Source organism: Streptomyces sp. NPDC051211 (assembly GCF_040689505.1).
Taxonomy (GTDB): domain Bacteria; phylum Actinomycetota; class Actinomycetes; order Streptomycetales; family Streptomycetaceae; genus Streptomyces.
The window spans coordinates 44,484-64,249 of sequence record NZ_JBFBAV010000010.1; the positions used below are offsets into that span (position 1 = coordinate 44,484).

Genomic DNA, 19,766 nt, shown 5'->3' on the forward strand with positions numbered 1-19,766 from the left:
TCAGGCCTTGACGAGCCTGCGGTCCTGGTCCGAGTCCTCTTCGCCGGCCGGGTCGGCCAGGTGCTTGCGCAGCGCCTCGCCCTCCACGTCGACGTTGGGCAGGATCCGGTCCAGCCACTTCGGCAGCCACCAGGCGCGGTGGCCGAGCAGCGCCAGCACCGCCGGGACGATCGCCATGCGGACGATGAAGGCGTCGAAGAGGACCGCGATGGCCAGCGAGAAGCCGATCATCTTGATCATCTGCTCGCTGGAGCCGATGAAGCCGGAGAACACCGCGATCATGATCACGGCGGCGGCGGTGACCACCCGGGCACCGTGCTGGAAGCCGGTGACCACGGCCTGGCCGGGGCGCTCGCCGTGGACGTACGCCTCGCGCATCCGGGTGACCAGGAAGACCTCGTAGTCCATGGCCAGACCGAACACCACGCCCACCATGAAGATCGGCATCATGCTCATGATCGGGCCGGGCTGCTCCACTCCGAAGAGCCCGCCGAGCCAGCCCCACTGGAAGACCGCGACGACCGCGCCGAGGGCGGCGACCACCGAGAGCAGGAAGCCGAGGGCCGCCTTGAGCGGGACCAGGACCGAGCGGAACACCACCATCAGGAGCAGGAAGGCGAGGCCGACCACGAGCGCCAGGTAGGGCAGCAGCGCGTCGTCCATCTTCTGCGAGAAGTCGATGTTCATCGCGGTCGCGCCGGTGACCAGCACCTCGTCGCCGGTGACGTCACGGATCTTGTGGACCAGGTTCTCGGTCTCGACCGAGGACGGGCGGTCCTTCGGGACCACCGTGACGATCCAGGTGTCGGCGTCCTTCTCCTTGTTGGGCACCGGCGGGACCACCGCGGCGGCCAGGCCGAGCGCCTTGACCTGCTCGGACGCCTTGTCGGCGGCCGCCTTGTCGCCGTCCACGACCAGCATCAGCGGGCCGTTGAAGCCGGGGCCGAAGCCCTCGGACAGCAGGTCGTAGGCGCGGCGCTGGGTGGTGGAGACGGGCTGGGAGCCCTCGTCGGGCAGACCCATCTCCAGCTGGCTCACCGGCAGGGCGATGGCGCCGAGGCCGATGACGCCGGCCAGCAGGACCGCGACCGGGCGGCGCAGCACGAAGCGGGCCCAGCGGGTGCCGCCGTTGGGCTTGGGCTCGGCGCCCTCGGCCTCGGCCTTGGCCTTGCCGCCGCCGAACAGCCGGCTCTTCTTACCGGCCGGCAGGACCCGCTTCTGCGCGAAGCCGATCATGGCCGGGACCAGGGTGAGCGCCACGAAGACGGCGATGACCACGGTGCCGGCGGCCGCCGCACCCATCTTGGTGAGCATCGGGATGTTCACCACGGCCAGGCCCACCAGGGCGATGACCACGGTCAGGCCGGCGAAGACCACGGCGGAGCCGGCGGTTCCGACGGCGCGGCCGGCGGCCTCCTCCTTCTCCCGGCCCTCCGCGAGCTCCGCGCGGTAGCGGGAGACGATGAACAGGGCGTAGTCGATGCCGACGGCGAGGCCGATCATCATCGCGAGGGTGCCGGTGGTGGTGCCGAGGTCCAGCACGTTGGCGAGCGCGGTGATGGAGGAGATGCCGATGCCGACGCCGATCAGGGCGGTCAGCAGCGGGAGTCCGGCGGCCACCAGCGAGCCGAAGGTGACGACGAGGACGACGGCGGCGACCATGATGCCGATGATCTCGCCGGAGCCGGTCTCCGGCATCACCTGGAGCGCATCACCGCCGATCTCCACGGTGAGGCCGCCTTCCTGCGCGCCCTCCCCGGAGTCCGTCAGCGCCTCACGGGTGTCGTCGGTCAACTCCATTGCGTTGACCTTGTACTTGGCCGTGATGTAGGCGGTGCTGCCGTCCTGGCTGACGGCGTTGACCTGGTACGGGTCGTCGACCGAGGCGATCTGGTCCGAGCCGGACTTCAGGCCGCCGACGAGCTTCTCGACCTTGCCCTTGACGGCCGGGTCGGTGACCTTCTGGCCCGCCGGGGCCTTGATCACCACGCGTGCGGTGGCGCCGTCGGCGGCGGCCCCGGGGAAGCGCTGTTCGAGCAGGTCGAAGGCCTTCTGGGCCTCCGTGCCGGGTATGGAGAACGAGCCGGAGGTGGGGGCGGATGCCGAGGCCGCGCCGAAACCGGCGAGGAACAGCAGCGCCACCCAGAGCAGGGCGACGAGGCGCCGGCGCCGGAAGGCGCCCTTGCCGAGGCGGTAGAGGAAGGTGGCCACGTCAGTGGTTCTCCCGTTCGAGTCGTGGGATGGGATCAGGCGATCAGAGCGTGATGAGCCGGCCCGACGACGAGAGCGGCGTGTCAGGAGCAGCGGGCAGTGGGGACTGCGGGTCGGGTGTCAGATGCCGAGGGCGGGGAAGACCACGGCTTCGAGGAAGTCGGCGAGGAAGTCCCGGTCCACGGGTCTGTCCTCGATCAGCGGAAGCGCGATGAATGCGCCGATGAGCATGTGCGGCACGAAGTCCAGGGCCGGACAGTCCGGGGCGATCTCGCCCCGGTCCACAGCCCGCCCGAGCATCACCTGAAGTCCGGTGATCTCCGGGTCGACCAGCAGGTCCCGCAGCGCCTTGTGGAGCTCCGGGCTCTCGTGGACCGCATGGGCCAGACCGCGCATCAGCGCCGTGTCCTTCGCCATCTGGTCGTCGTCGGAACGCTCGACCATGACCGCGAAGTCCCCGCGCAGGGTGCCCGTGTCGATCTCCCGGAGGGAGACCGGCTGGGTGCACCGTAGCGCCCGCGCGACCAGCTCCGGCTTGCTCCCCCACTGGCGGTAGAGGGTGGCCTTGCTGGACTTGGTGCGGGCGGCGACCGCATCCATGGTCAGTGCCTCATAGCCGACCTCGCGGAGCAGGTCCAGGACCGCGCCGTGGAGTTCGGCCTCCCGCTCGGGGGTGATACGGCTGGCCATACTCTCCGCACCTCCCGCCGTTCGGAAACTGATTCGTACACCAAGGACGATACCCGCGCCCCTACCGAAACGAAACCGTTTCGTTTCGCTGTGGCGAGTGGCGTCCGTCACGAATGGGGCAACCGAATCGACTGGATCAACAGTACGAGTTGCCGCGCCCCCTTTGCACGGAAAGCATTGGGGAGTGAGTCAAGTCGCGTATCTCCGGTTCCCGCACCTGCACGACGACCTCCTGTGCTTCGCCGCCGAGGACGACCTGTGGGTCGCCCCCCTCGCCGCCGAGGGCGAAAAGCCGGGCCGGGCCTGGCGGATCACCGTCGACCGGACCCGGGTCGGCCACCCGCGCTTCTCCCCGGACGGCAGCCACATCGCCTTCACCACCTGGCGCAGCCTCGATCCCGAGATCCACCTCGCCCCGGTGGACGGCGGCCCGGCCCGCCGGCTCAGTTACTGGGGCTCCACCGACACCCGGGTCTGCGGCTGGGACCCCGACGGCAACATCCTGGCCGTCTCCTCGCACGGACAGCCGTTCTCGTACTACTCCTGGGGCTACAAGGTGCCCGTGGACGGCAGTCCCGGCGGACGCCTGCCCTGGGGGCCCTGCTCGGACATCCAGGTGGCCGACACCGACGGCGAGCACCGCACCCTGCTGCTCACCGGCAAGCCCCCGCACGAACCCGCCTCCTGGAAGCGGTACCGCGGCGGCGCCATGGGCCGGCTCTGGCTGCACGGCGAACGGCTGCTGGAGGACATCGGCGGCCACCTCGAATCCCCCATGTTCGTCTCGGGGCGGATCGCCTTCCTCTCCGACCACGAGGGCGTCGGCAACCTGTACTCCTGCCTGCCCGACGGCACCGATCTGCGCCGCCACACCGACCACGACGAGTTCTACGCCCGGCACGCCTCCGGCGACGGAACCCGTGTGGTCTACCAGTGCGGGGGCGACCTCTGGCTGGTCGACTCCCTCGCCCCGGACGCCGTCCCCCGCAAGCTGGAGGTCCGCCTCGGCGGCCCGCGGGCCGGCCGCCGTACCTACCAGGTGCCGGCCGCCAACCACGTCGACTCCCTCTCCGTCGACACCACCGGCCGGGCCAGCGCCGTGGTGGTGCGCGGCAGCCTGTACTGGCTGACCCACCGCGACGGGCCCGCCCGGACCATCGCCGACACCCCGGGCGTCCGGGTGCGGCTGCCGGAGATGCTGGGCAGCGGCGGCCAGGTCGCCTACGTCACCGACGCCGAGGGCGAGGACGCGATCGAGATCGCGTACCTGCCGCGGGCGAGCGGCGACCGCGAGCCGCGCCGGCTCGCCTCCGGCGAACTGGGGCGCGTACTGGAGCTGGTCTCCGATCCGGAGGGCGAGCGGATCGCCATCGCCTCCCACGACGGGCGGCTGCTGCTGATCGACGCGAGCGAGGAGTCCAACGGAGAGGTCTCCGAGCTGATCCGGTCCATCAACGGGCCGGTCACCGACCTGGCCTTCTCCCCCGACGGCCACTGGCTGACCTGGTCGCACCCCGGCATCGGCCGCTCGCTGCGGCAGATCAAGATGGCCAAGATCGCCGGTCCCGGCGGGCGCACCGTCGTGGACGTCACCAACGGCCGCTTCGAGGACGAGAACCCGGTCTTCACCCGGGACGGCCGCTACCTCGCCTTCCTCTCCTGGCGCGGGTTCGACCCGGTCTACGACGTGCACACCGGGGACCTGTCCTTCCCGCTGGGCTGCCGGCCGTACCTGGTGCCGCTGTCCTCCGCCACCCCCTCGCCCTTCGCGCTGTCCGCAGAAGGCCGGCCGGCGGCGGGCGGACTCGACCCGGCGGAAGGAGACTCGGGCGACTCCACGGTGACCGTGGAAGTGGAGGGACTGGAGAGCCGGGTGACGCCCTTCCCGGTGGCCGCCTCCAAGTACTCGGCCCTGCACCCGGTGAGCGGCGGCGGGCTGGTGTGGCTGCGCTGGCCGATCTCCGGGGCGCTCGGCGAGACCTTCGCCAACCCGGCCGACATCAGCGGCAAGCCCACGCTGGAACACTTCGACCTCACCAAGGCCCGCAAGACGGAACTCGCCTCCGGACTGGACTGGTTCGCGGTCAGCGGCGACGGCACCCGGCTGGTCGTCAACGAGGACGGGGACCTGCGCGCCGTACCGGCCACCGAGTCCGGCGACAGCGACTCGACCGTCTACCTCGACCTGCGGCGCATCCTCCACGAGGTCCACCCGCCGGCCGAGTGGCGGCAGGCGTTCGAGGAAGCCGGGCGGCTCATCCGCGCCTACTTCTGGGAACCGAAGATGTGCGGAATCGACTGGGACGGGGTGCTGCGCCAGTACCGCCCGCTGGTCGAACGGGTCGCCTCCCCCGACGAGTTCGCCGATCTGATGCGCGAGGTCCTCGGCGAGCTCGGCACCTCGCACGCGTACGTCTCCCCCGCCCGCCGCAACGAGGGACCGCCGCACTACCAGCGGGCCATCGGGCTGCTCGGCGCCAACCTGGTGCCCAGGGACGGCACCTGGGTGGTCTCGCGCATCCTGCCCGGCGAGTCCTCCGACTCCAAGGCCCGCTCCCCGCTGGCCGGTACGGGCATCCGGGAGGGCGCGGTCCTCACCCACGTCGACGGCCGGCCGGTGGACCCGGTGACCGGCCCCTACCCGCTGCTGGCGGCGGCCGGCGGCACCACGGTGGAGCTCACGTTCCAGCCCGCCGAGGGCGAGGGGCGGGCGCGCCGGGTCGCGATCGTGCCGCTGGTCGACGAGCGGCCGCTGCGCTACCAGGACTGGGTGTCCAAGCGGCGCGCGGTGGTCCGCGAGGTCAGCGGCGGCAGGTGCGGCTACCTGCACATCCCCGACATGGGCGGCTCGGGCTGGGCGCAGTTCAACCGGGATCTGCGGATGGAGATGTCCCGGCCCGCGCTGATCGTGGACGTACGCGGCAACGCCGGCGGCCACATCAGCGAGCTGGTGGTGGAGAAGCTGACCCGCTCGATCCTGGGCTGGGACCTCACGCGCGACGCCCAGCCGGTGTCCTACGCCTCCAACGCGCCGCGCGGTCCGATCGTGGCCCTGGCCGACGAGGCGACCTCCTCCGACGGCGACATGATCACCGCGGCGTTCAAGCTGCTGGGCCTGGGCCCGGTGGTGGGCCAGCGGACCTGGGGCGGGGTGGTCGGCATGACCGGCCGGCACACCCTGGGCGACGGCACGGTGATCACGGTGCCGATGAACGCCGCCTGGTTCCCCGAGTACGGCTGGTCGGTGGAGAACCACGGCGTCGAGCCGGACCTGGAGATCCAGCGCACCCCGCTGGACTGGGCGGAGGGGCGGCACGCGCAGCTCGACGATGCCGTGCACCTGGCGCTGGAGCTGCTCGAACAGGAGCCGGCGGCGGTGCCGCCCGGCTACGGGGACGTCCCGGACCTGAGGCGTCCGAAGCTGCCGCCGCGGGCATAGGCGCGCGGGCCCGGGAGCAGGCGCGCGGGCCGGGGAGCAGGCACGCGGAAGGGGCGCGACCAATACGGAACGGTCGCGCCCCTCGGGGCAGCTCGGGGCCGCTAGAAGTTGTCGTCCACGTCATCCCACGACTGGCGTGCCGGGTCCGACTCCGGCGGGCTCTGGGACTTCTTGCCCTTCGTCTGCTTCGCTCGCTCGGACACTTCGTCCTTCGTACCCTGCTTGGCCTGCTTGGCCTTCTGCGCCTGTTCCTTGAGCTCGTTCGCCTTGTCCTGGAACTGGTCCTTGATACCCATGCTTCTCACTCCATGAGGGGTGTCGGTGGTTGGGCCTCGACCAGACTGGCACGCGCGAACAAAACCCGCATTTCGGTCAGTTACTCTGCGTGCGCTCCTTTTCGTCGGCCGCCCCGCCCGCTCCCACGAGCCCCTTGGAAACACCGGCCAGTCTCGGTTCGAACCGCTTCATCTCGCGCTGTCCGACGGTCGCGATGATCCCCGGCAGGTAGCCGCGGACCCCCTGCATCCCGCGCAGCCACCACTGCGCGTACACGTGCGCCGACCGCCGCTCGATGCCCGCCACGATCCGGTCCACGGCCGGCCCCAGCGGGTACGTCCGGTTCGACGGCCACGGCAGCCGCTGCCGCAGCTCCCGCATGACCTCGTCCTGATCGGCGCCGCGCACCATGTCCGTGTCGGTCCACGAGAGGTAGCCGACACCGACCTTGACGCCCTTGTGGCCGACCTCGGCGCGCAGGCAGTGGGCGAAGGCCTCGACGCCGGACTTGGAGGCGCAGTACGCGGTCATCATCGGCGCCGGAGTGATCGCGGCGAGCGAGGCGATCTGGAGGAAGTAGCCGCGGCTCTCCGTCAGTACGGGCAGGAAGGCCCGGGCGGTGACGGCCCCGCCGATGAGGTTGACCTCGATCACCCGGCGCCAGGCGCCGGGGTCCGAGTCGGCGAACGGGCCGCCCGCGGCCACGCCCGCGTTGGCGACGACGATGTCCACCTTGCCGAACCGCTGCTTGACCTCCTCGGCGACCCGGGCCATCGCCTCGTGGTCGGTGACGTCCGCGTACCAGTGGTCGCTGTCGGTGTGGAGCCGCTCCGAGACCTCCTTGAGGGCCTCCGGCTCCAGGCCCACCAGGGCGATCCGCGCGCCGCGCGCGGAGAGTTTGCGGGCGAGCAGCTCGCCGACGCCGCGGGCGGCGCCGGTGACGACGGCGACCTGTCCTTCCAGACTCCTGCGAGCGCTCACGAGGCCTTCTCCTTCATGTCGGTCAGCCGGACGAGTTCGCGTATCGCATGGGTGACGGCCTCGGGGGCCTCGATCGGGGTCATGTGGCCCACCCCGGTCAGCTCGGTGAGTCCCACGCAGTGGGGCAGGGCGGCGGCCAGGCCGCGGGCGTGCACGATCGGGGTGAGCCGGTCCGCGGTCCCGCCGATCACGGCGGTCGGCGCGGTCAGCCGCCCCACCCCGTGGTCCAGGTCCAGTCCGGCCAGCACCTGCGACCAGCCGTGCCGCACCCGGGCCGGGCAGGCGTGCACGATGCGCGCGCAGGCCTCGACCCGGTCGGGGGCGGAGCCGGGGCCCATGGTGGCGTACTTGAGGACCTTCCGGGCCACCGGGGTGACCGGCCCGAGCGGTGCCCGGGAGCCGAGTACGGCGCGGGTGATCCGCGTCCTGGTGCGCCCGGCCCGGACCGGCAGCACCAAGGCCTCCTCGACCAGCCGCGAGCTGCCGGTGCTGCACAGCAGCGCGGCGGCGGCCCGTTCGGTGAACTCGGGCCGGGCGGCCGCGGCCATGATCGTCATCCCGCCCATGGAGTGCCCGGCGACGACCGCCCGCTCGCCCTCGGCCAGGCTCGCCTTGAGGACCGCGACCAGGTCGTCGGCGAGCGCGGTCGTGCTGTACGCGTCGGCCGCCGGGCTGCGGCCGTGGCCGCGCTGGTCGTAGGCGATGACCCGGTGGCCGGTGGCCAGCTCGCGTATCTGGGCGGCCCAGAAAGCGGTGGAGCAGGTCCAGCCGTGCGTCAGCACCACGGGCGGCGCATCCTCCTCGCCGTGCACCTCGACGTGCAGCCGGGCCCCGTCGGCGGACACCGCCACCAGTTCGCGGCGGGCGGCGGGCGGCGCGTACGGCCCGCTGGTGACGTGCATCAGCCGGCTCACGCGGCACCCTCCGCGGCAGTGGCGGGCCGGCCGGCGTCGGCGGACCCGGAGGCGGGCGCGGACACAGGCTCGGGAGCGGGAGCGGGAGCGGGCGCGGGCGCGGAAGCCGGGGCGGGCTCGGGGACGGCCCGGGCCGCGGTCCGGGCGGGTTCCCGGTCCCGGACGCGCAGCACCTCGTACTCGGAGAGGTCGACCGTCCGCGTCTCGCGGCGGAACTCCCCCGTCGTCCCCGGCCAGACGGTGGTGTTGCGGCCGTTCGCGTCCAGGTACCAGCTGGTGCAGCCGCCGGTGTTCCACACGGTGCGCTTCATCCGGTCCTGTACGCGCCGGCTCCAGGCGTGCACCGCGGAGGGCCGGGCGGCCAGCGCCGCCCGCCCGCCCAGCACGTTCAGCTGGCGCAGGTAGTCCGCCATGTAGTTCAGCTGGGACTCGATCATCAGGATCATCGAGCTGTTGCCCAGCCCGGTGTTCGGGCCGATGATCGTCATCCAGTTCGGGAAGCCCGCGGCGGTCGCCCCGCGCAGCGACTGCATGCCGTCCTTCCACACGTCCGCGAGGGACTGCCCCTCGGCGCCCACCACCCGGTCCGCGATCGGCATGTCGGTGACGTGGAAGCCGGTGCCGAAGACGATCGCGTCGACCTCGGTCTCGGTCCCGTCCGCGGCCACCAGCACCGAGCCGCGGATCTCCTTCAGCCCGCTCGCCACCAGGTCCACGTTCGGCCGGGCCAGCGCCGGGTAGTACTCGCTGGACAGCAGGATCCGCTTGCAGCCGATCCGGTACGAGGGCGTCAGCCTGGCCCGCAGCGCCGGGTCCTTGATCGACCGGGCCATGTTGGCCTTCGCCATGGACTCGACGAGACCCAGCTGGTTCGGGCGCTTGGTGAAGGCGCTGACCTGGAGCTCCCGGATCCCCCACAGCAGCCCGCGGCGGGCGGCCCGGGTGAACGGCAGCTGCCGGTGCAGCCAGCGCTCCACCCCGCTGATCGCCCGGTCGGTGCGCGGCAGCACCCACGGCGGAGTGCGCTGGAACAGGGTGAGGCGCTCCACCTCGGGCGCGATCGCCGGCACGATCTGGATCGCCGACGCGCCGGTCCCGATCATCGCGACCCGCTTGCCGCGCAGCTCGTAGTCGTGGTCCCAGCGGGCGGAGTGGAAGACCTTGCCGGGGAACCCGTCCAGTCCCGGCACCTCGGGCATCTTCGGATCGGACAGCGGGCCGGTGGCCGACACCACCACGTCGGCGGTGATCTCCCCCGCCGAGGTCTCGATCTCCCAGCGCAGTTCCTCCGCGTCCCAGCGCATCATCCGGACCTCGTGGTTCAGCCGGATGTGCGGCCGCAGCCCGAAGGTGTCCGCGACGTGTTCCAAGTAGGCGCGGATGTGCGGCTGCCCGGAGAAGGTCCGCGGCCAGTCCGGGTTCGGCGCGAACGAGAACGAATAGAGATGGGAGGGGACGTCGCAGGCGCAGCCGGGATAGCTGTTGTCCCGCCAGGTGCCGCCCACCGAATCCGCCCGCTCCAGCACCACGAAGTCGGTGATGCCCTCGCGCCGCAGCCGGACGGCCGCCCCCAGTCCGCCGAATCCGGACCCGACCACCGCCACGCGCACATGCTCGCCCACGCCCGCCGCCCTTCACAGACTCTGCCAGCAATCACTGGCACGGTTGGGAGAGTAGAGCCTCCCCGTACTCATGGGTAGGGGTCGCGCGGGGAAAGTTACCCTCGGTACGCCATAGGCTGCGCCTGTGGCGGACGAACAGACGGTACGCGAATACCGGACCGAGGAGCTGGCCGAGGCGGCCGGCATCCCCGTGCGCACCCTGCGCTTCTACCGCGAGCGCAGACTGCTGCCGCCGCCTCGCCGCGAGGGCCGCATCGCCTGGTACGACGACCACCACCTGGCCCGGCTGCGGACCATCGCCGCCCTGCTGGAGCGCGGCCACACCCTCGGCGGCATCGCCGAGCTGACCGCGGCCTTCGAGAGCGGCCGCGACGTCGGCCAGCTCAGCGAGCTGCTCGGCATGGGCTGGTCCGAGGAGACCCCGGTCCGCCTCACCCCCGAGGCGCTGGCCGACTACTTCGAGGGCGAGGTCACCCCGGAGAACCTGGCGGCCTCCTTGGACCTCGGCTACCTCGCCACCGACGGCGACGAGATCGTGCACGTCAGCCGTCGGCTGCTGGACGTCTCCTCGGCGCTGGTCCGCGAGGGCGTCCCGCTGGCCGCCGTACTGGAGACCGGCCGCCAAGTCCGCGCCCACGCGGACGCGATGGCCGCGCTCTTCACCGACCTGATCTCGGCCCATGTGGCCGACCCGGAGGCCGTGGGCCGGCTCCGCCCGCTCGCCAAGAGCGTGGTCGAGGCGGAGCTGTCGATGGCGCTGGACCGCCTGCTGGCGGCCCGCAGCCAGCAGAACGCCGATCAGCCGAGCTCGTAGACCACGGTGACGGGCGCGTGGTCGGACCACCGCTCCGGGTGCGTCTCGGCGCGCTCGACGAACCCCTTGACGGCCTTGGCCGCCAGCCCCGGGGTCGCGACCTGGAGGTCGATCCGCCACCCGGCGTCGTTGTCGAAGGCCCGCCCCCGGTAGGACCACCAGGAGTACGGCCCCTCCTGCTCCGGGTGCAGCTCCCGCATCACGTCCACGTACCCGGCCTCGGCGTAGACCTTCCCGAGCCACTCCCGCTCCTCGGGCAGGAAGCCGGCGTTCTTCCGGTTGGTCTTCCAGTTCTTGAGGTCGGCCTCCCGGTGGCAGATGTTCCAGTCACCGCACACCAGCACCTCCCGCCCCTCGGCCGCCGACTTCGCCTTCAGCTCCTCCAGGTACAGGCGGAACTCGGCCATGAACCGGTACTTCTCGTCCTGCCTCGCGGTCCCGGCCTCACCGGACGGCAGGTACAGGCTGGCGACGGTCACACCGGGCAGGTCGATCTCGACGTACCGCCCGCTCGCGTCGAACTCGTCACTGCCGAACCCGATCCGCACCCGCTCCGGCTCCCGCCGGGTGAAAAGCGCCACACCCGCCCGCCCCTTCGCGGCGGCCGGCGCGAACACGGTGTGCCAGCCCTCGGACGCCCGCACCTCGTCCGGAATCTGACCTTCCTCGGCCCTGACCTCCTGCAGGCAGATCGCATCGGCATCGGTCCCGGCCAGCCACGGCACGAAGCCCTTCTTGGCGGCAGCGCGGATCCCATTCACGTTCACGGAGGTCACGGTGAGCATCCCAGCACCATAGCCGGAGGGTTCCGTACGATGTCCGGATGTCTCACGGGATCGAACTCCGCGCCATGCCGTACGACCATCCGGACGCGGTGAAACTCAACGACCAGGTACAGCTCGAGTACCAGGAGCGGTACCAGGGCGAGGGCGACGCGACCCCGCTGGACCCGGCCATGTTCGCCCCGCCGTACGGCCTCTACCTCCTCGCCTACGACGCCGACGGCACCCCGCTGGCCAGCGGCGGCTGGCGCAGCCAGGACGAGAACGACGAGGGCTACTCGGACGGCGACGCGGAACTGAAGCGGATGTACGTCATACCCGGCGCCCGCGGCCTCGGCCTGGCCCGCCGCATGCTGGCGGCCCTGGAAGCCGACGCCCGCGCGGCCGCCCGCACCCGCATGGTCCTGGAGACCGGCGACCAGCAGCCGGAGGCCATAGCCCTCTACCTCTCCTCCGGCTACGCGTTCTGCCGCAAGTTCGGCTACTACCGCGCGTACGACTCCAGCCGCTGCATGGCCAAGCCGCTGGCCACCTGATCCGCAGGGCTCAGGGCGCGGCCGGAAGGGGCGCCCGGCAGACCGGACTCCCCTTCCGTTGCGAACGGTCCTGCCTGTCAGCGGCAGGGATGCCTCACGGCGCCTTGCCGGCCCCGTTCAGGAGGGCAATCCCGTTCGGCGTGTCGCCGACGGCGATGGTGTCGACCACCGCGTTGGTGTCGGTGTTGACCACCGCGACCGTGTCGTCACCGGAGACGGTCACGTAGGCGAGACCGCGGGCCGAGTCCACCGCCGAGTGGGCCGGTTCGCTGCCGACCGTGATGGTGGTGACCACCGCATTGGTCTCGGTGTTGATCACCGTCACCGTGACGTCCTCGAAGTTGGTCACGTAGGCGCGGGCACGGCCCGGGTCCACCGCTACGCCGATCGGACCGTTGCCGACGGTGACGGTCGCGACCACCGCGTTCGTGTCGGTGTTGATCACCGACACCGAGTCGCCGTCCTGGTTGGTCACGTAGGCGCGGGCACGGCCCGGGTCGACGGCCACGTCGAACGGGTTGTCGCCGACGGTGATGGTGTCGACCACCGCGTTGGTCTCGGTGTTGATCACCGACACCGTGTCGTCCTGGCTGTTTGCCACATAGGCGCGGGCACGGCTCGGGTCTACCGCCACCCCGATCGGGCTGCCGCCCACAGTGATGGTGTCGACCACCGCGTTGGTGTCGGTGTTGATCACCGACACCGAGTCGTCGGCCGCGTTGGTCACGTAGGCGCGGGCGCGGCCCGGGTCGACCGCGACTTCCCACGGAGCATCGCCGACGGTGATGGTGGTGACCACGGCATTGGTGTTGGTGTTGATCACCGACACCGAGTCGCTCTCACGATTGGTCACGTAGGCGCGGGCACGGCCCGCGTCCACGGCCACGTCGACCGGGGTATCACCCACGGGGATGGTGGTGACCACGACGTTGGTGCTGGTGTTGATCACGGACACGGTGTCGGCCGAGAAGTTGGTGACGTAGGCGCGGCTGACGGGTTGGGGTTTGGGCGGCTTGGGCGGCTTGGGCTCGGCTGTTGCCGCCTGCGGGGTGACGGCGGGCAGCACCGCGGTGCACAGTGCTGCCAGGATGCCCACCAGCCACGCTCGGCGCCCGGGCCAGGACTTAGTCGGTCTCCTTTCCGTGCACCTGGCCGGCGCTGCCTCATGGCTGTCTGGGGTTACGGGCATTGCATCTCCTGAGTGAGCTGTCGCGTTGGGGTCACGGCCCGCCTCGAGCGCGGCCGTCAGCTGCATCCTCAGCGGGGTGCATTGCCCTCGCCAGGCAGGAGTGACCGAACGGGTTGCCGTACTCACCCACGGCCAACTCCCGTCACCCGAACGGCAGAAGCGCCTGTCCGACGGCCCGGAAACGCAAAGAAAGATCCCGCCCGGTCTGAACGACCGGACGGGATCTCATGTCTGTGGACCTGTGGGGATTTGAACCCCAGACCCCCTCGATGCGAACGAGGTGCGCTACCAGACTGCGCCACAGGCCCTTGCGACGTGAGAAACATTAGCACCCCGGTGCCGCTGCTCCAAAACCGATGATCACTCGTTGGCGGCGCGCGGCCGGTCGTCGCTCTCGTACTGGTCGAACAGTGGCGTGCGGCCTCGCTCGCGGGTGCGGCGGGAGGACGGCTGGGGACGGTCCTGTGCCGGCGGGGCCGTGGAGTCCGGGGCCGGGCGCTGGGCGCGGAGTCGGGGTTCGGTCGGTTCGGCCGTGCTGGAGCGAGCCGGGCTCCAGGCGTCCGGGGCCGGAGAGCCGGTGGCACGCGGGGCGACCGGGGCCGTGACGTACGTCGGCAGCGGGACCGGGACGGGTTCCCAGCTGTCACCGCGGGCCGGGCCGCGCTCGCGTTCCTTCTGCTGGTCGACCCATTCGGCGTGGTCGGTCTGCTCGACCAGGGCCCGACGGCCGGCCTCCTGCGGGGAGACCGGTGGCGCAGGGTCCGGGTCGGCCCCGGCGGCAGCCTCGGGCTCGCGGCGGCGCGGGCGGTTCTCGCGGAGCCGACGCGCCGCGGCCTCGGCCCGGCGGCGGTCCATGGTGAAGGCGAAGCGGCGCCGCTCCTGGACGCGGAGGTGCACGATGTACGCGCTGAGCAGCACGGCCGGGACGGCCGGGGCCCAGAGGAACCGCAGTCCGCCGACGGCCGCGACGATCGCGCCGAGGGTGAAGACGAGGAAGAGGAGCGCGGTGGTGCGCCGGCGGCGGGCGAGGACCTGCAGCCGCTGTTCGCGCCGGGTGCGCTCGAGCCGCTCCGCGGCGAGGGCCCTCGGTTCCGCACGGGTCGGAGACATGCCGGAGGCCCGGGCGTCGGCTTCGACGGAATTCACCAACTCCGTCGCGACGTCCGGGTCCGCTTGGGCCTCCGCTTCCTCGGCGGCGCGTTCACGCAGCTCCCTGGCGTAACGGCGCTCCATTCCCGCCCGGCCGGAAAGCAGCCGGATGGCGGTGGAGAAGCGTTCCGTCGGACGGGCTTCGTTCAGCTCGTCCTGCCTCCGGAGCCACATGGGCACCAAGTAGGCGGCCCAGGCCCCGACAATGACTGCGTAGATGAGGCCGCTGCTGCTCACACTCCACACCGTAGAGGGGCATGGCCGAGGGCATCGGCCAATTGGGCCGGTGTGTCGCACGATCTGGCTGATATCACGGACTTTTTTTGTGATTCTTCGGATCAGGTTATGGGCAACCCGATCAAATTCGAACGGATATTCGTTTATTCTGACCGGCTTCCGGGCGGATCCTTCCGCACCCGGTGCCACCGCTCCACCAGCCCTTCCGGCACTTCCTCCGCGGTGAGCGCGTAGACCAGGTGGTCCCGCCACGCCCCGTCGATGTGGAGATAGCGCGGTCGCAGCCCTTCCTCGCGGAATCCGAGTTTCTCCACGACCCGGCGGCTCGGCCCGTTCTCGGGCCGGATGCACACCTCGATCCGGTGCAGCCCGACATTCCGGAAGCAGTGGTCCACCGCCAGCGCGACCGCCGTCGGCATGACGCCCCGGCCGGCCACCTCGCGGTCCACCCAGTAGCCGACGTGTCCGGCGCACATCGAGCCCCAGGTGATCCCGGCCACCGTCAGCTGCCCGGCCAGCCGGCCCTGGTACTCGATGACGAACGGCAGCATCCGGCCCGCGTTCGCCTCGGCCCGCAGATGGCGGACCATCTGGCGGTACGTCGGCCGCTGGATCACCGGACCCCAGGGGGCGGGCGGCGGAATCGTGGCCTCCCACGGGCGCAGCCATTCGCGGTTGCGCCGGTTCACCTCGCGCCAGTCGCGCTGGTCGCGCAGCTTTATCGGCCGGAGCGACACGTCTCCGTCGGCGAGTACCACCGGCCAGGAGGGTCCGTTCAGCTCTGGCTCCCGGTCGGTCTGGGGTGGTCGCCGCCGCGGATCTGGTCCACCGCGTGGAGCAGGATGCGGGACAGGACGGCGAGGCCGTCCCGGACGCCGCCGGTGGAGCCGGGCAGGTTCACGATCAGGGTGTGGCCGGCGACTCCGGCCAGGCCGCGCGAGAGCGCCGCGGTCGGGACCTTCGCCAGGTTCTCGGCGCGGATGGCCTGCGGGATGCCGGGGATCTCGTAGTCGAGGACCCGCGCGGTGGCGTCGGGGGTCCGGTCGGTGGGCGAGATGCCGGTGCCGCCGGTGGTGAGGATGACGTCGTAGCCGGCGGCCACGCCCTCGCGCAGCGCCTGCTCGACCGGGTCCCCGTCGGGGACGACGCGCGGGCCGTCGACGCTGAACCCGAGCTGCTTCAGGCCCTCGGCGAGCAGCGGTCCGCCCTTGTCTGCGTACACGCCCTGCGAGGCCCGGTTGGAGGCGGTGACGACCAGCCCGCGCAGCGCGGGCACGTGCGCCGTCCGGTCCGGCGCGGCGGACCAGGCCTGGCCGGGGGCGGGGTGGTGGGCGTGGCTGTGGACCTCGCCGCCGCGGGGGGCGTTCACGAGCGGGTCCAGTCGCCGGACTTGCCGCCGGTCTTCTCCTCCACCCGGACGTCGGTGATGACGGCGCCCTTGTCGACCGCCTTGACCATGTCGATCACGGTGAGTCCGGCGACGGCGACCGCGGTCAGCGCCTCCATCTCGACGCCGGTGCGGTCCGTGGTCTTGACGGTGGCCAGGATCTCCACGGCGTCGTCGGCGACCGTGAGGTCGACCTTGACGCCGGAGACGGCGAGGGGGTGGCACAGCGGGATCAGGTCCGGGGTCTTCTTCGCGCCCATGATCCCGGCGATCCGCGCGGTGGCGAGGGCATCGCCCTTCGGGACGCCCTCGCCCCGCAGCAGTTCGATCACCCGGGGCGAGACCAGGACCCGCCCGCTCGCCCGCGCCGTCCGGGTGGTCACGTCCTTCTCGGAGACGTCGACCATCCGCGCCGCCCCGGCCTCGTCGATGTGGGTGAGCCTGCTCTGGGTACTCATTGCTGCGCCGCTCCGCTCTGGGCCCCTTCAGGGGGGCCTGTGTGGTGCGACACACGCTACCCGCACCTGCCGGGGTTCAGCCGAGCAGGATCACGTCCAGCTCGGCCCCGGGCTCCACCGAGGTGACGTCCTCCGGTACGACCATCAGCGAGTCGGCGTGCGCGAGCGCGGCGATCAGGTGCGAGCCCGATCCGCCGACCGGGCTCACGGTGCCGGACTCCGCGTCGTACCGGCTGCGCAGGAACTGGCGGCGGGCGGCCGGGGAGCCGATCGCCTTGTCCGCCCGGAGCACCGCGCGGACGCTCGGCCGCGACACGTCGGGCAGACCCATCAGGGCGCGGATGGCCGGCCGGACGAACAGCTCGAAGGAGACGTACGAGGAGACCGGGTTGCCGGGGAGGGCCAGCAGCGGGGTGTGGTCGGGGCCGATGGCGCCGAAGCCCTGCGGCTTGCCGGGCTGCATGGCGAGCTTGCGGAAGTCGATCCCGCCGCCCGCCGGAACCACCCCGTCCGGGCTCTCGCTGTCCGCCGCGTCCTCCTTGCCGATGGTGGACAGCGCCTCCTTGACGACGTCGTACGCGCCGACGCTGACGCCGCCCGTGGTGACCAGCAGGTCGGCCCGGATCAGCTGGTCCTCGATGGTGGCGCGCAGGGTGTCCGCGTCGTCGGCGACCGCGCCGACCCGGTAGGCGATGGCGCCGGCGTCCCGTGCCGCGGCGGCCAGCGCGAAGCTGTTGGAGTCGTAGATCGTGCCGGAGGTCAGGGCCTCGCCGGGCTGGACGAGTTCGCTGCCGGTCGAGAGGACCACCACGCGGGGGCGCGGGCGGACCCGTACGGTGCCCCGGCCGATGGCGGCGAGCAGGGCGATCTGCGGCGGCCCGAGGACCGTCCCGGCGGCCAGCGCCAGGTCGCCGGCCTGGACGTCGCTGCCGCGGGCCCGGACGTGGGCGCGGGCCTCGGCGGCCCGGTGCACCCGGACCTCGCCCCGGGCGCCCTCGGGGGACGCGCTGGCCGGGGTCATCCCGGCGGCCGCGCCGCCGCCGGTGCCGCCGTCGGTCCACTCGACCGGTACGACGGCTTCGGCGCCCGGCGGCAGCGGGGCGCCGGTCATGATGCGGGCGGCCTGGCCGGGGCCGACGGAAGGCAGCTCACCGCTGCCCGCCGCAATGTCCCCGACGACCGTCAGCACCGCGGGGAACTCCTCGCTCGCACCCTGGACGTCGGCCACCCGGACGGCGTAGCCGTCCATGGAGCTGTTGTCGAAGGGCGGCAGGGCCACGGGCACGGTGACGTCCTCGACCAGGACACAGCCCTGGGCGTCGAGCAGCTGCAGCTCGATCGGCTCCAGTGGCCGGACCGCGGCCAGGATGTCCGCCAGGTGCTCGTCCACCGACCACAGACGCTGCTGCTGCCGGCCGGTGTCCTGCGGTGCGGTGCTGCTCAAAGCCCTACATCTCCTCCGTGACGTAACGGTGAAGCCAGGTGCGGAACTCCGGGCCCAGGTCCTCACGCTCGCACGCGAGACGGACGATGGCCCGCAGGTAGTCGGCACGGTCTCCGGTGTCGTAGCGACGGCCGCGGAAGACCACACCGTGCACCGGACCCCCGACGGTCTCGTCGGCGGCCAGCTTCTGCAGGGCGTCGGTGAGCTGGATCTCCCCACCGCGGCCCGGCTCGGTCTCCCGCAGTATGTCGAAGATCGCGGGGTTGAGGACGTACCGTCCGATGATCGCGTAATTGCTGGGCGCGTCGGCCGCGTCCGGCTTCTCGACGAGGTCGGTGATCCGGACGACGTCGGTCTCGTCGGTGGCCGCGACGGCGGCGCAGCCGTAGAGGTGGATGTTCTCGGCGGGCACCTCCATCAGGGCGATGACGGAGCCGCCGGTGCGCTGCTGGACGGCGACCATCTGCGCCAGGAGCGGGTCGCGCGGGTCGATGAGGTCGTCGCCGAGCAGGACGGCGAAGGGCTCGTCGCCGACGTGCGGGGCGGCGCACAGCACGGCGTGGCCGAGTCCGCGCGGGTCGCCCTGGCGGACGTAGTGCATGGTGGCCAGGTCGCTGGACTCCTGGACCCTCTTGAGGCGGTCCTCGTCGCCCTTGGCGAGGAGGGCCGACTCCAGCTCGTAGTTGCGGTCGAAGTGGTCCTCGAGCGGCCGCTTGTTACGTCCCGTGACCATGAGGACGTCGTCCAGTCCGGCGGAGACAGCCTCTTCGACCACGTACTGGATGGCCGGCTTGTCCACGACAGGAAGCATTTCCTTGGGAGTGGCCTTGGTCGCCGGGAGGAAGCGAGTGCCGAGGCCCGCAGCCGGAATGACGGCCTTTTTGATCACGGGGTGCAACTGAGTCATGGGCAGAACGATAGTGGGTGCCTGGAGACCCGACTGTTCGGTCTGGTTGATCCGCCCGCTTTTACGCCTTTCCGGAAAGGACTGTGCACAAACCGTGACACACAGCGCAACCGCCAAGTCCGAACTCCGCCGCGAACTCCTCGCCGCCCGCCGCGCGTTGTCCCCCGACGCGGCCGGTACGGCGGCCGGTGCGCTCGCCGTCCGGGCGCTGGGCCTGCCCGAGCTGGCCGAAGCGCGCACGGTCGCGGCGTACGTCTCGGTGGGCACCGAGCCCGGTACCCGTGAGCTGCTCGACGCGCTGCGCCGGGCCGGCAAGCGGGTGCTGCTGCCCGTCCTGCTGCCCGACAACGATCTCGACTGGGCGGAGTACGAGGGTCCGGGCAGCCTGGCCGAGGCTGCGCATCCGGGGAAGATGCGGCTGCTGGAACCGGCCGGTCCGCGGCTCGGGCCGGAGGCGGTGACCGGCGCCGACGCGGTCCTGCTGCCCGGTCTCGCGGTGGACGTCCGGGGGATGCGGCTGGGCCGTGGCGGGGGCAGCTACGACCGGGTGCTGGCGCGGCTGGAGCGGGCCGGGGCCCATCCGGCCCTGGTGGTGCTCCTCTACGACGACGAGGTGGTCGCGCGGGTCCCGGAGGAACCGCACGACCACCCCGTGCAGGCTGTGGCGACCCCGTCCGGGGTGCGCCGGTTCGGCCCGTGAGCCGGCCGGTCAGGAGCCGGTTCGGCCGGT

At 71.9% G+C, this 19,766-nt stretch carries 18 protein-coding genes and 1 tRNA gene; 4 read left to right on the forward strand and 15 right to left on the reverse strand.

Annotated features, from left to right (window positions below; genetic code table 11):
• On the reverse strand, positions 1-2,211 hold the full coding sequence (locus tag AB0447_RS12770) for an MMPL family transporter (RefSeq protein WP_366476623.1): 2,211 nt from the start codon (positions 2,209-2,211) through the stop codon (positions 1-3).
• A gap of 120 nt (positions 2,212-2,331) precedes the next feature.
• On the reverse strand, positions 2,332-2,901 hold the full coding sequence (locus AB0447_RS12775) for a TetR/AcrR family transcriptional regulator (RefSeq protein ID WP_366476624.1): 570 nt from the start codon (positions 2,899-2,901) through the stop codon (positions 2,332-2,334).
• Positions 2,902-3,064: 163 nt separating this feature from the next.
• On the opposite strand from AB0447_RS12775, the gene AB0447_RS12780 reads away from it, so the two are divergent.
• Positions 3,065-6,340, forward strand: coding sequence for a S41 family peptidase (locus AB0447_RS12780; protein ID WP_366476625.1), 3,276 nt, complete (start codon positions 3,065-3,067; stop codon positions 6,338-6,340).
• 101 nt (positions 6,341-6,441) lie between these two features.
• Here AB0447_RS12780 and AB0447_RS12785 read toward each other — a convergent pair whose 3' ends face one another.
• From AB0447_RS12785 to AB0447_RS12800, 4 genes are all read right to left on the reverse strand, one after another.
• A complete protein-coding gene (locus tag AB0447_RS12785; protein ID WP_366476626.1) occupies positions 6,442-6,636 on the reverse strand; it encodes a hypothetical protein in 195 nt (64 codons plus the stop codon).
• A 76-nt stretch (positions 6,637-6,712) separates the two neighbouring features.
• Positions 6,713-7,597, reverse strand: a complete 885-nt coding sequence (locus tag AB0447_RS12790) for an SDR family oxidoreductase (RefSeq protein WP_366476627.1) — start codon at positions 7,595-7,597, stop codon at positions 6,713-6,715.
• The gene (locus AB0447_RS12795) at positions 7,594-8,511 is read right to left on the reverse strand and encodes an alpha/beta hydrolase (protein ID WP_366476628.1); all 918 of its coding nucleotides are present in this window, start codon (positions 8,509-8,511) and stop codon (positions 7,594-7,596) included. Before AB0447_RS12795 ends, AB0447_RS12790 begins: the two co-directional genes overlap by 4 nt.
• The gene (locus AB0447_RS12800; RefSeq protein ID WP_366476629.1) at positions 8,508-10,133 is read right to left on the reverse strand and encodes an NAD(P)/FAD-dependent oxidoreductase; all 1,626 of its coding nucleotides are present in this window, start codon (positions 10,131-10,133) and stop codon (positions 8,508-8,510) included. Before AB0447_RS12800 ends, AB0447_RS12795 begins: the two co-directional genes overlap by 4 nt.
• 124 nt (positions 10,134-10,257) lie before the next feature.
• Here AB0447_RS12800 and AB0447_RS12805 point away from each other — a divergent pair, with 124 nt between their 5' ends.
• A complete protein-coding gene (locus tag AB0447_RS12805; RefSeq protein ID WP_366476630.1) occupies positions 10,258-10,947 on the forward strand; it encodes a MerR family transcriptional regulator in 690 nt (229 codons plus the stop codon).
• Here AB0447_RS12805 and AB0447_RS12810 read toward each other — a convergent pair.
• Positions 10,932-11,732: an exodeoxyribonuclease III gene (locus AB0447_RS12810; RefSeq protein WP_366476631.1), complete on the reverse strand. Its 801-nt coding sequence runs from the start codon at positions 11,730-11,732 to the stop codon at positions 10,932-10,934. The genes AB0447_RS12805 and AB0447_RS12810 overlap by 16 nt on opposite strands.
• A gap of 38 nt (positions 11,733-11,770) precedes the next feature.
• Here AB0447_RS12810 and AB0447_RS12815 point away from each other — a divergent pair, with 38 nt between their 5' ends.
• Positions 11,771-12,265 carry a GNAT family N-acetyltransferase gene (locus AB0447_RS12815; protein WP_366476632.1) on the forward strand — a complete coding sequence of 165 codons (495 nt, stop codon included), beginning with the start codon at positions 11,771-11,773 and terminating at the stop codon, positions 12,263-12,265.
• Positions 12,266-12,359: 94 nt separating this feature from the next.
• Here AB0447_RS12815 and AB0447_RS12820 read toward each other — a convergent pair whose 3' ends face one another.
• From AB0447_RS12820 to galU, 8 genes are all read right to left on the reverse strand, one after another.
• Positions 12,360-13,361 (reverse strand): YncE family protein, encoded by a 1,002-nt coding sequence (locus AB0447_RS12820; RefSeq protein ID WP_366476633.1) that lies wholly within the window; start codon positions 13,359-13,361, stop codon positions 12,360-12,362.
• Between the two features lie 327 nt (positions 13,362-13,688).
• A tRNA-Ala gene (locus tag AB0447_RS12825) sits at positions 13,689-13,762 on the reverse strand.
• 52 nt (positions 13,763-13,814) lie between these two features.
• Positions 13,815-14,840, reverse strand: coding sequence for a hypothetical protein (locus AB0447_RS12830; protein ID WP_366476634.1), 1,026 nt, complete (start codon positions 14,838-14,840; stop codon positions 13,815-13,817).
• Positions 14,841-14,983: 143 nt separating this feature from the next.
• Positions 14,984-15,598, reverse strand: coding sequence for a GNAT family protein (locus AB0447_RS12835; protein WP_366476635.1), 615 nt, complete (start codon positions 15,596-15,598; stop codon positions 14,984-14,986).
• Between the two features lie 17 nt (positions 15,599-15,615).
• Complete coding sequence (locus AB0447_RS12840) at positions 15,616-16,116, reverse strand: MogA/MoaB family molybdenum cofactor biosynthesis protein (RefSeq protein ID WP_366476765.1); 501 nt, start codon at positions 16,114-16,116, stop codon at positions 15,616-15,618.
• Positions 16,117-16,205: 89 nt separating this feature from the next.
• Positions 16,206-16,685 (reverse strand): cyclic pyranopterin monophosphate synthase MoaC, encoded by a 480-nt coding sequence (moaC, locus tag AB0447_RS12845; RefSeq protein WP_366476636.1) that lies wholly within the window; start codon positions 16,683-16,685, stop codon positions 16,206-16,208.
• 76 nt (positions 16,686-16,761) lie between these two features.
• Positions 16,762-18,129 carry a gephyrin-like molybdotransferase Glp gene (gene glp / locus AB0447_RS12850; protein WP_366476637.1) on the reverse strand — a complete coding sequence of 456 codons (1,368 nt, stop codon included), beginning with the start codon at positions 18,127-18,129 and terminating at the stop codon, positions 16,762-16,764.
• Positions 18,130-18,133: 4 nt separating this feature from the next.
• Positions 18,134-19,036 carry a UTP--glucose-1-phosphate uridylyltransferase GalU gene (gene galU / locus AB0447_RS12855; protein WP_366476638.1) on the reverse strand — a complete coding sequence of 301 codons (903 nt, stop codon included), beginning with the start codon at positions 19,034-19,036 and terminating at the stop codon, positions 18,134-18,136.
• A 94-nt stretch (positions 19,037-19,130) separates the two neighbouring features.
• Between galU and AB0447_RS12860 the strand changes: the two genes are divergently transcribed.
• Positions 19,131-19,736: a 5-formyltetrahydrofolate cyclo-ligase gene (locus AB0447_RS12860; RefSeq protein ID WP_366476639.1), complete on the forward strand. Its 606-nt coding sequence runs from the start codon at positions 19,131-19,133 to the stop codon at positions 19,734-19,736.
• Positions 19,737-19,766: the final 30 nt, after the last annotated feature.

What these genes read in the sequence shown, in the direction of transcription:
- AB0447_RS12775 (WP_366476624.1), bottom strand. Translation starts at nt 2,901, where the DNA reads ATGGCCAGCCGTATCACCCCCGAGCGGGAGGCCGAACTCCACGGCGCG.
- AB0447_RS12785 (WP_366476626.1), bottom strand. Translation starts at nt 6,636, where the DNA reads ATGGGTATCAAGGACCAGTTCCAGGACAAGGCGAACGAGCTCAAGGAA.
- AB0447_RS12810 (WP_366476631.1), bottom strand. Translation starts at nt 11,732, where the DNA reads ATGCTCACCGTGACCTCCGTGAACGTGAATGGGATCCGCGCTGCCGCC.
- AB0447_RS12815 (WP_366476632.1), top strand. Translation starts at nt 11,771, where the DNA reads ATGTCTCACGGGATCGAACTCCGCGCCATGCCGTACGACCATCCGGAC.
- moaC (WP_366476636.1), bottom strand. Translation starts at nt 16,685, where the DNA reads ATGAGTACCCAGAGCAGGCTCACCCACATCGACGAGGCCGGGGCGGCG.
- galU (WP_366476638.1), bottom strand. Translation starts at nt 19,036, where the DNA reads ATGACTCAGTTGCACCCCGTGATCAAAAAGGCCGTCATTCCGGCTGCG.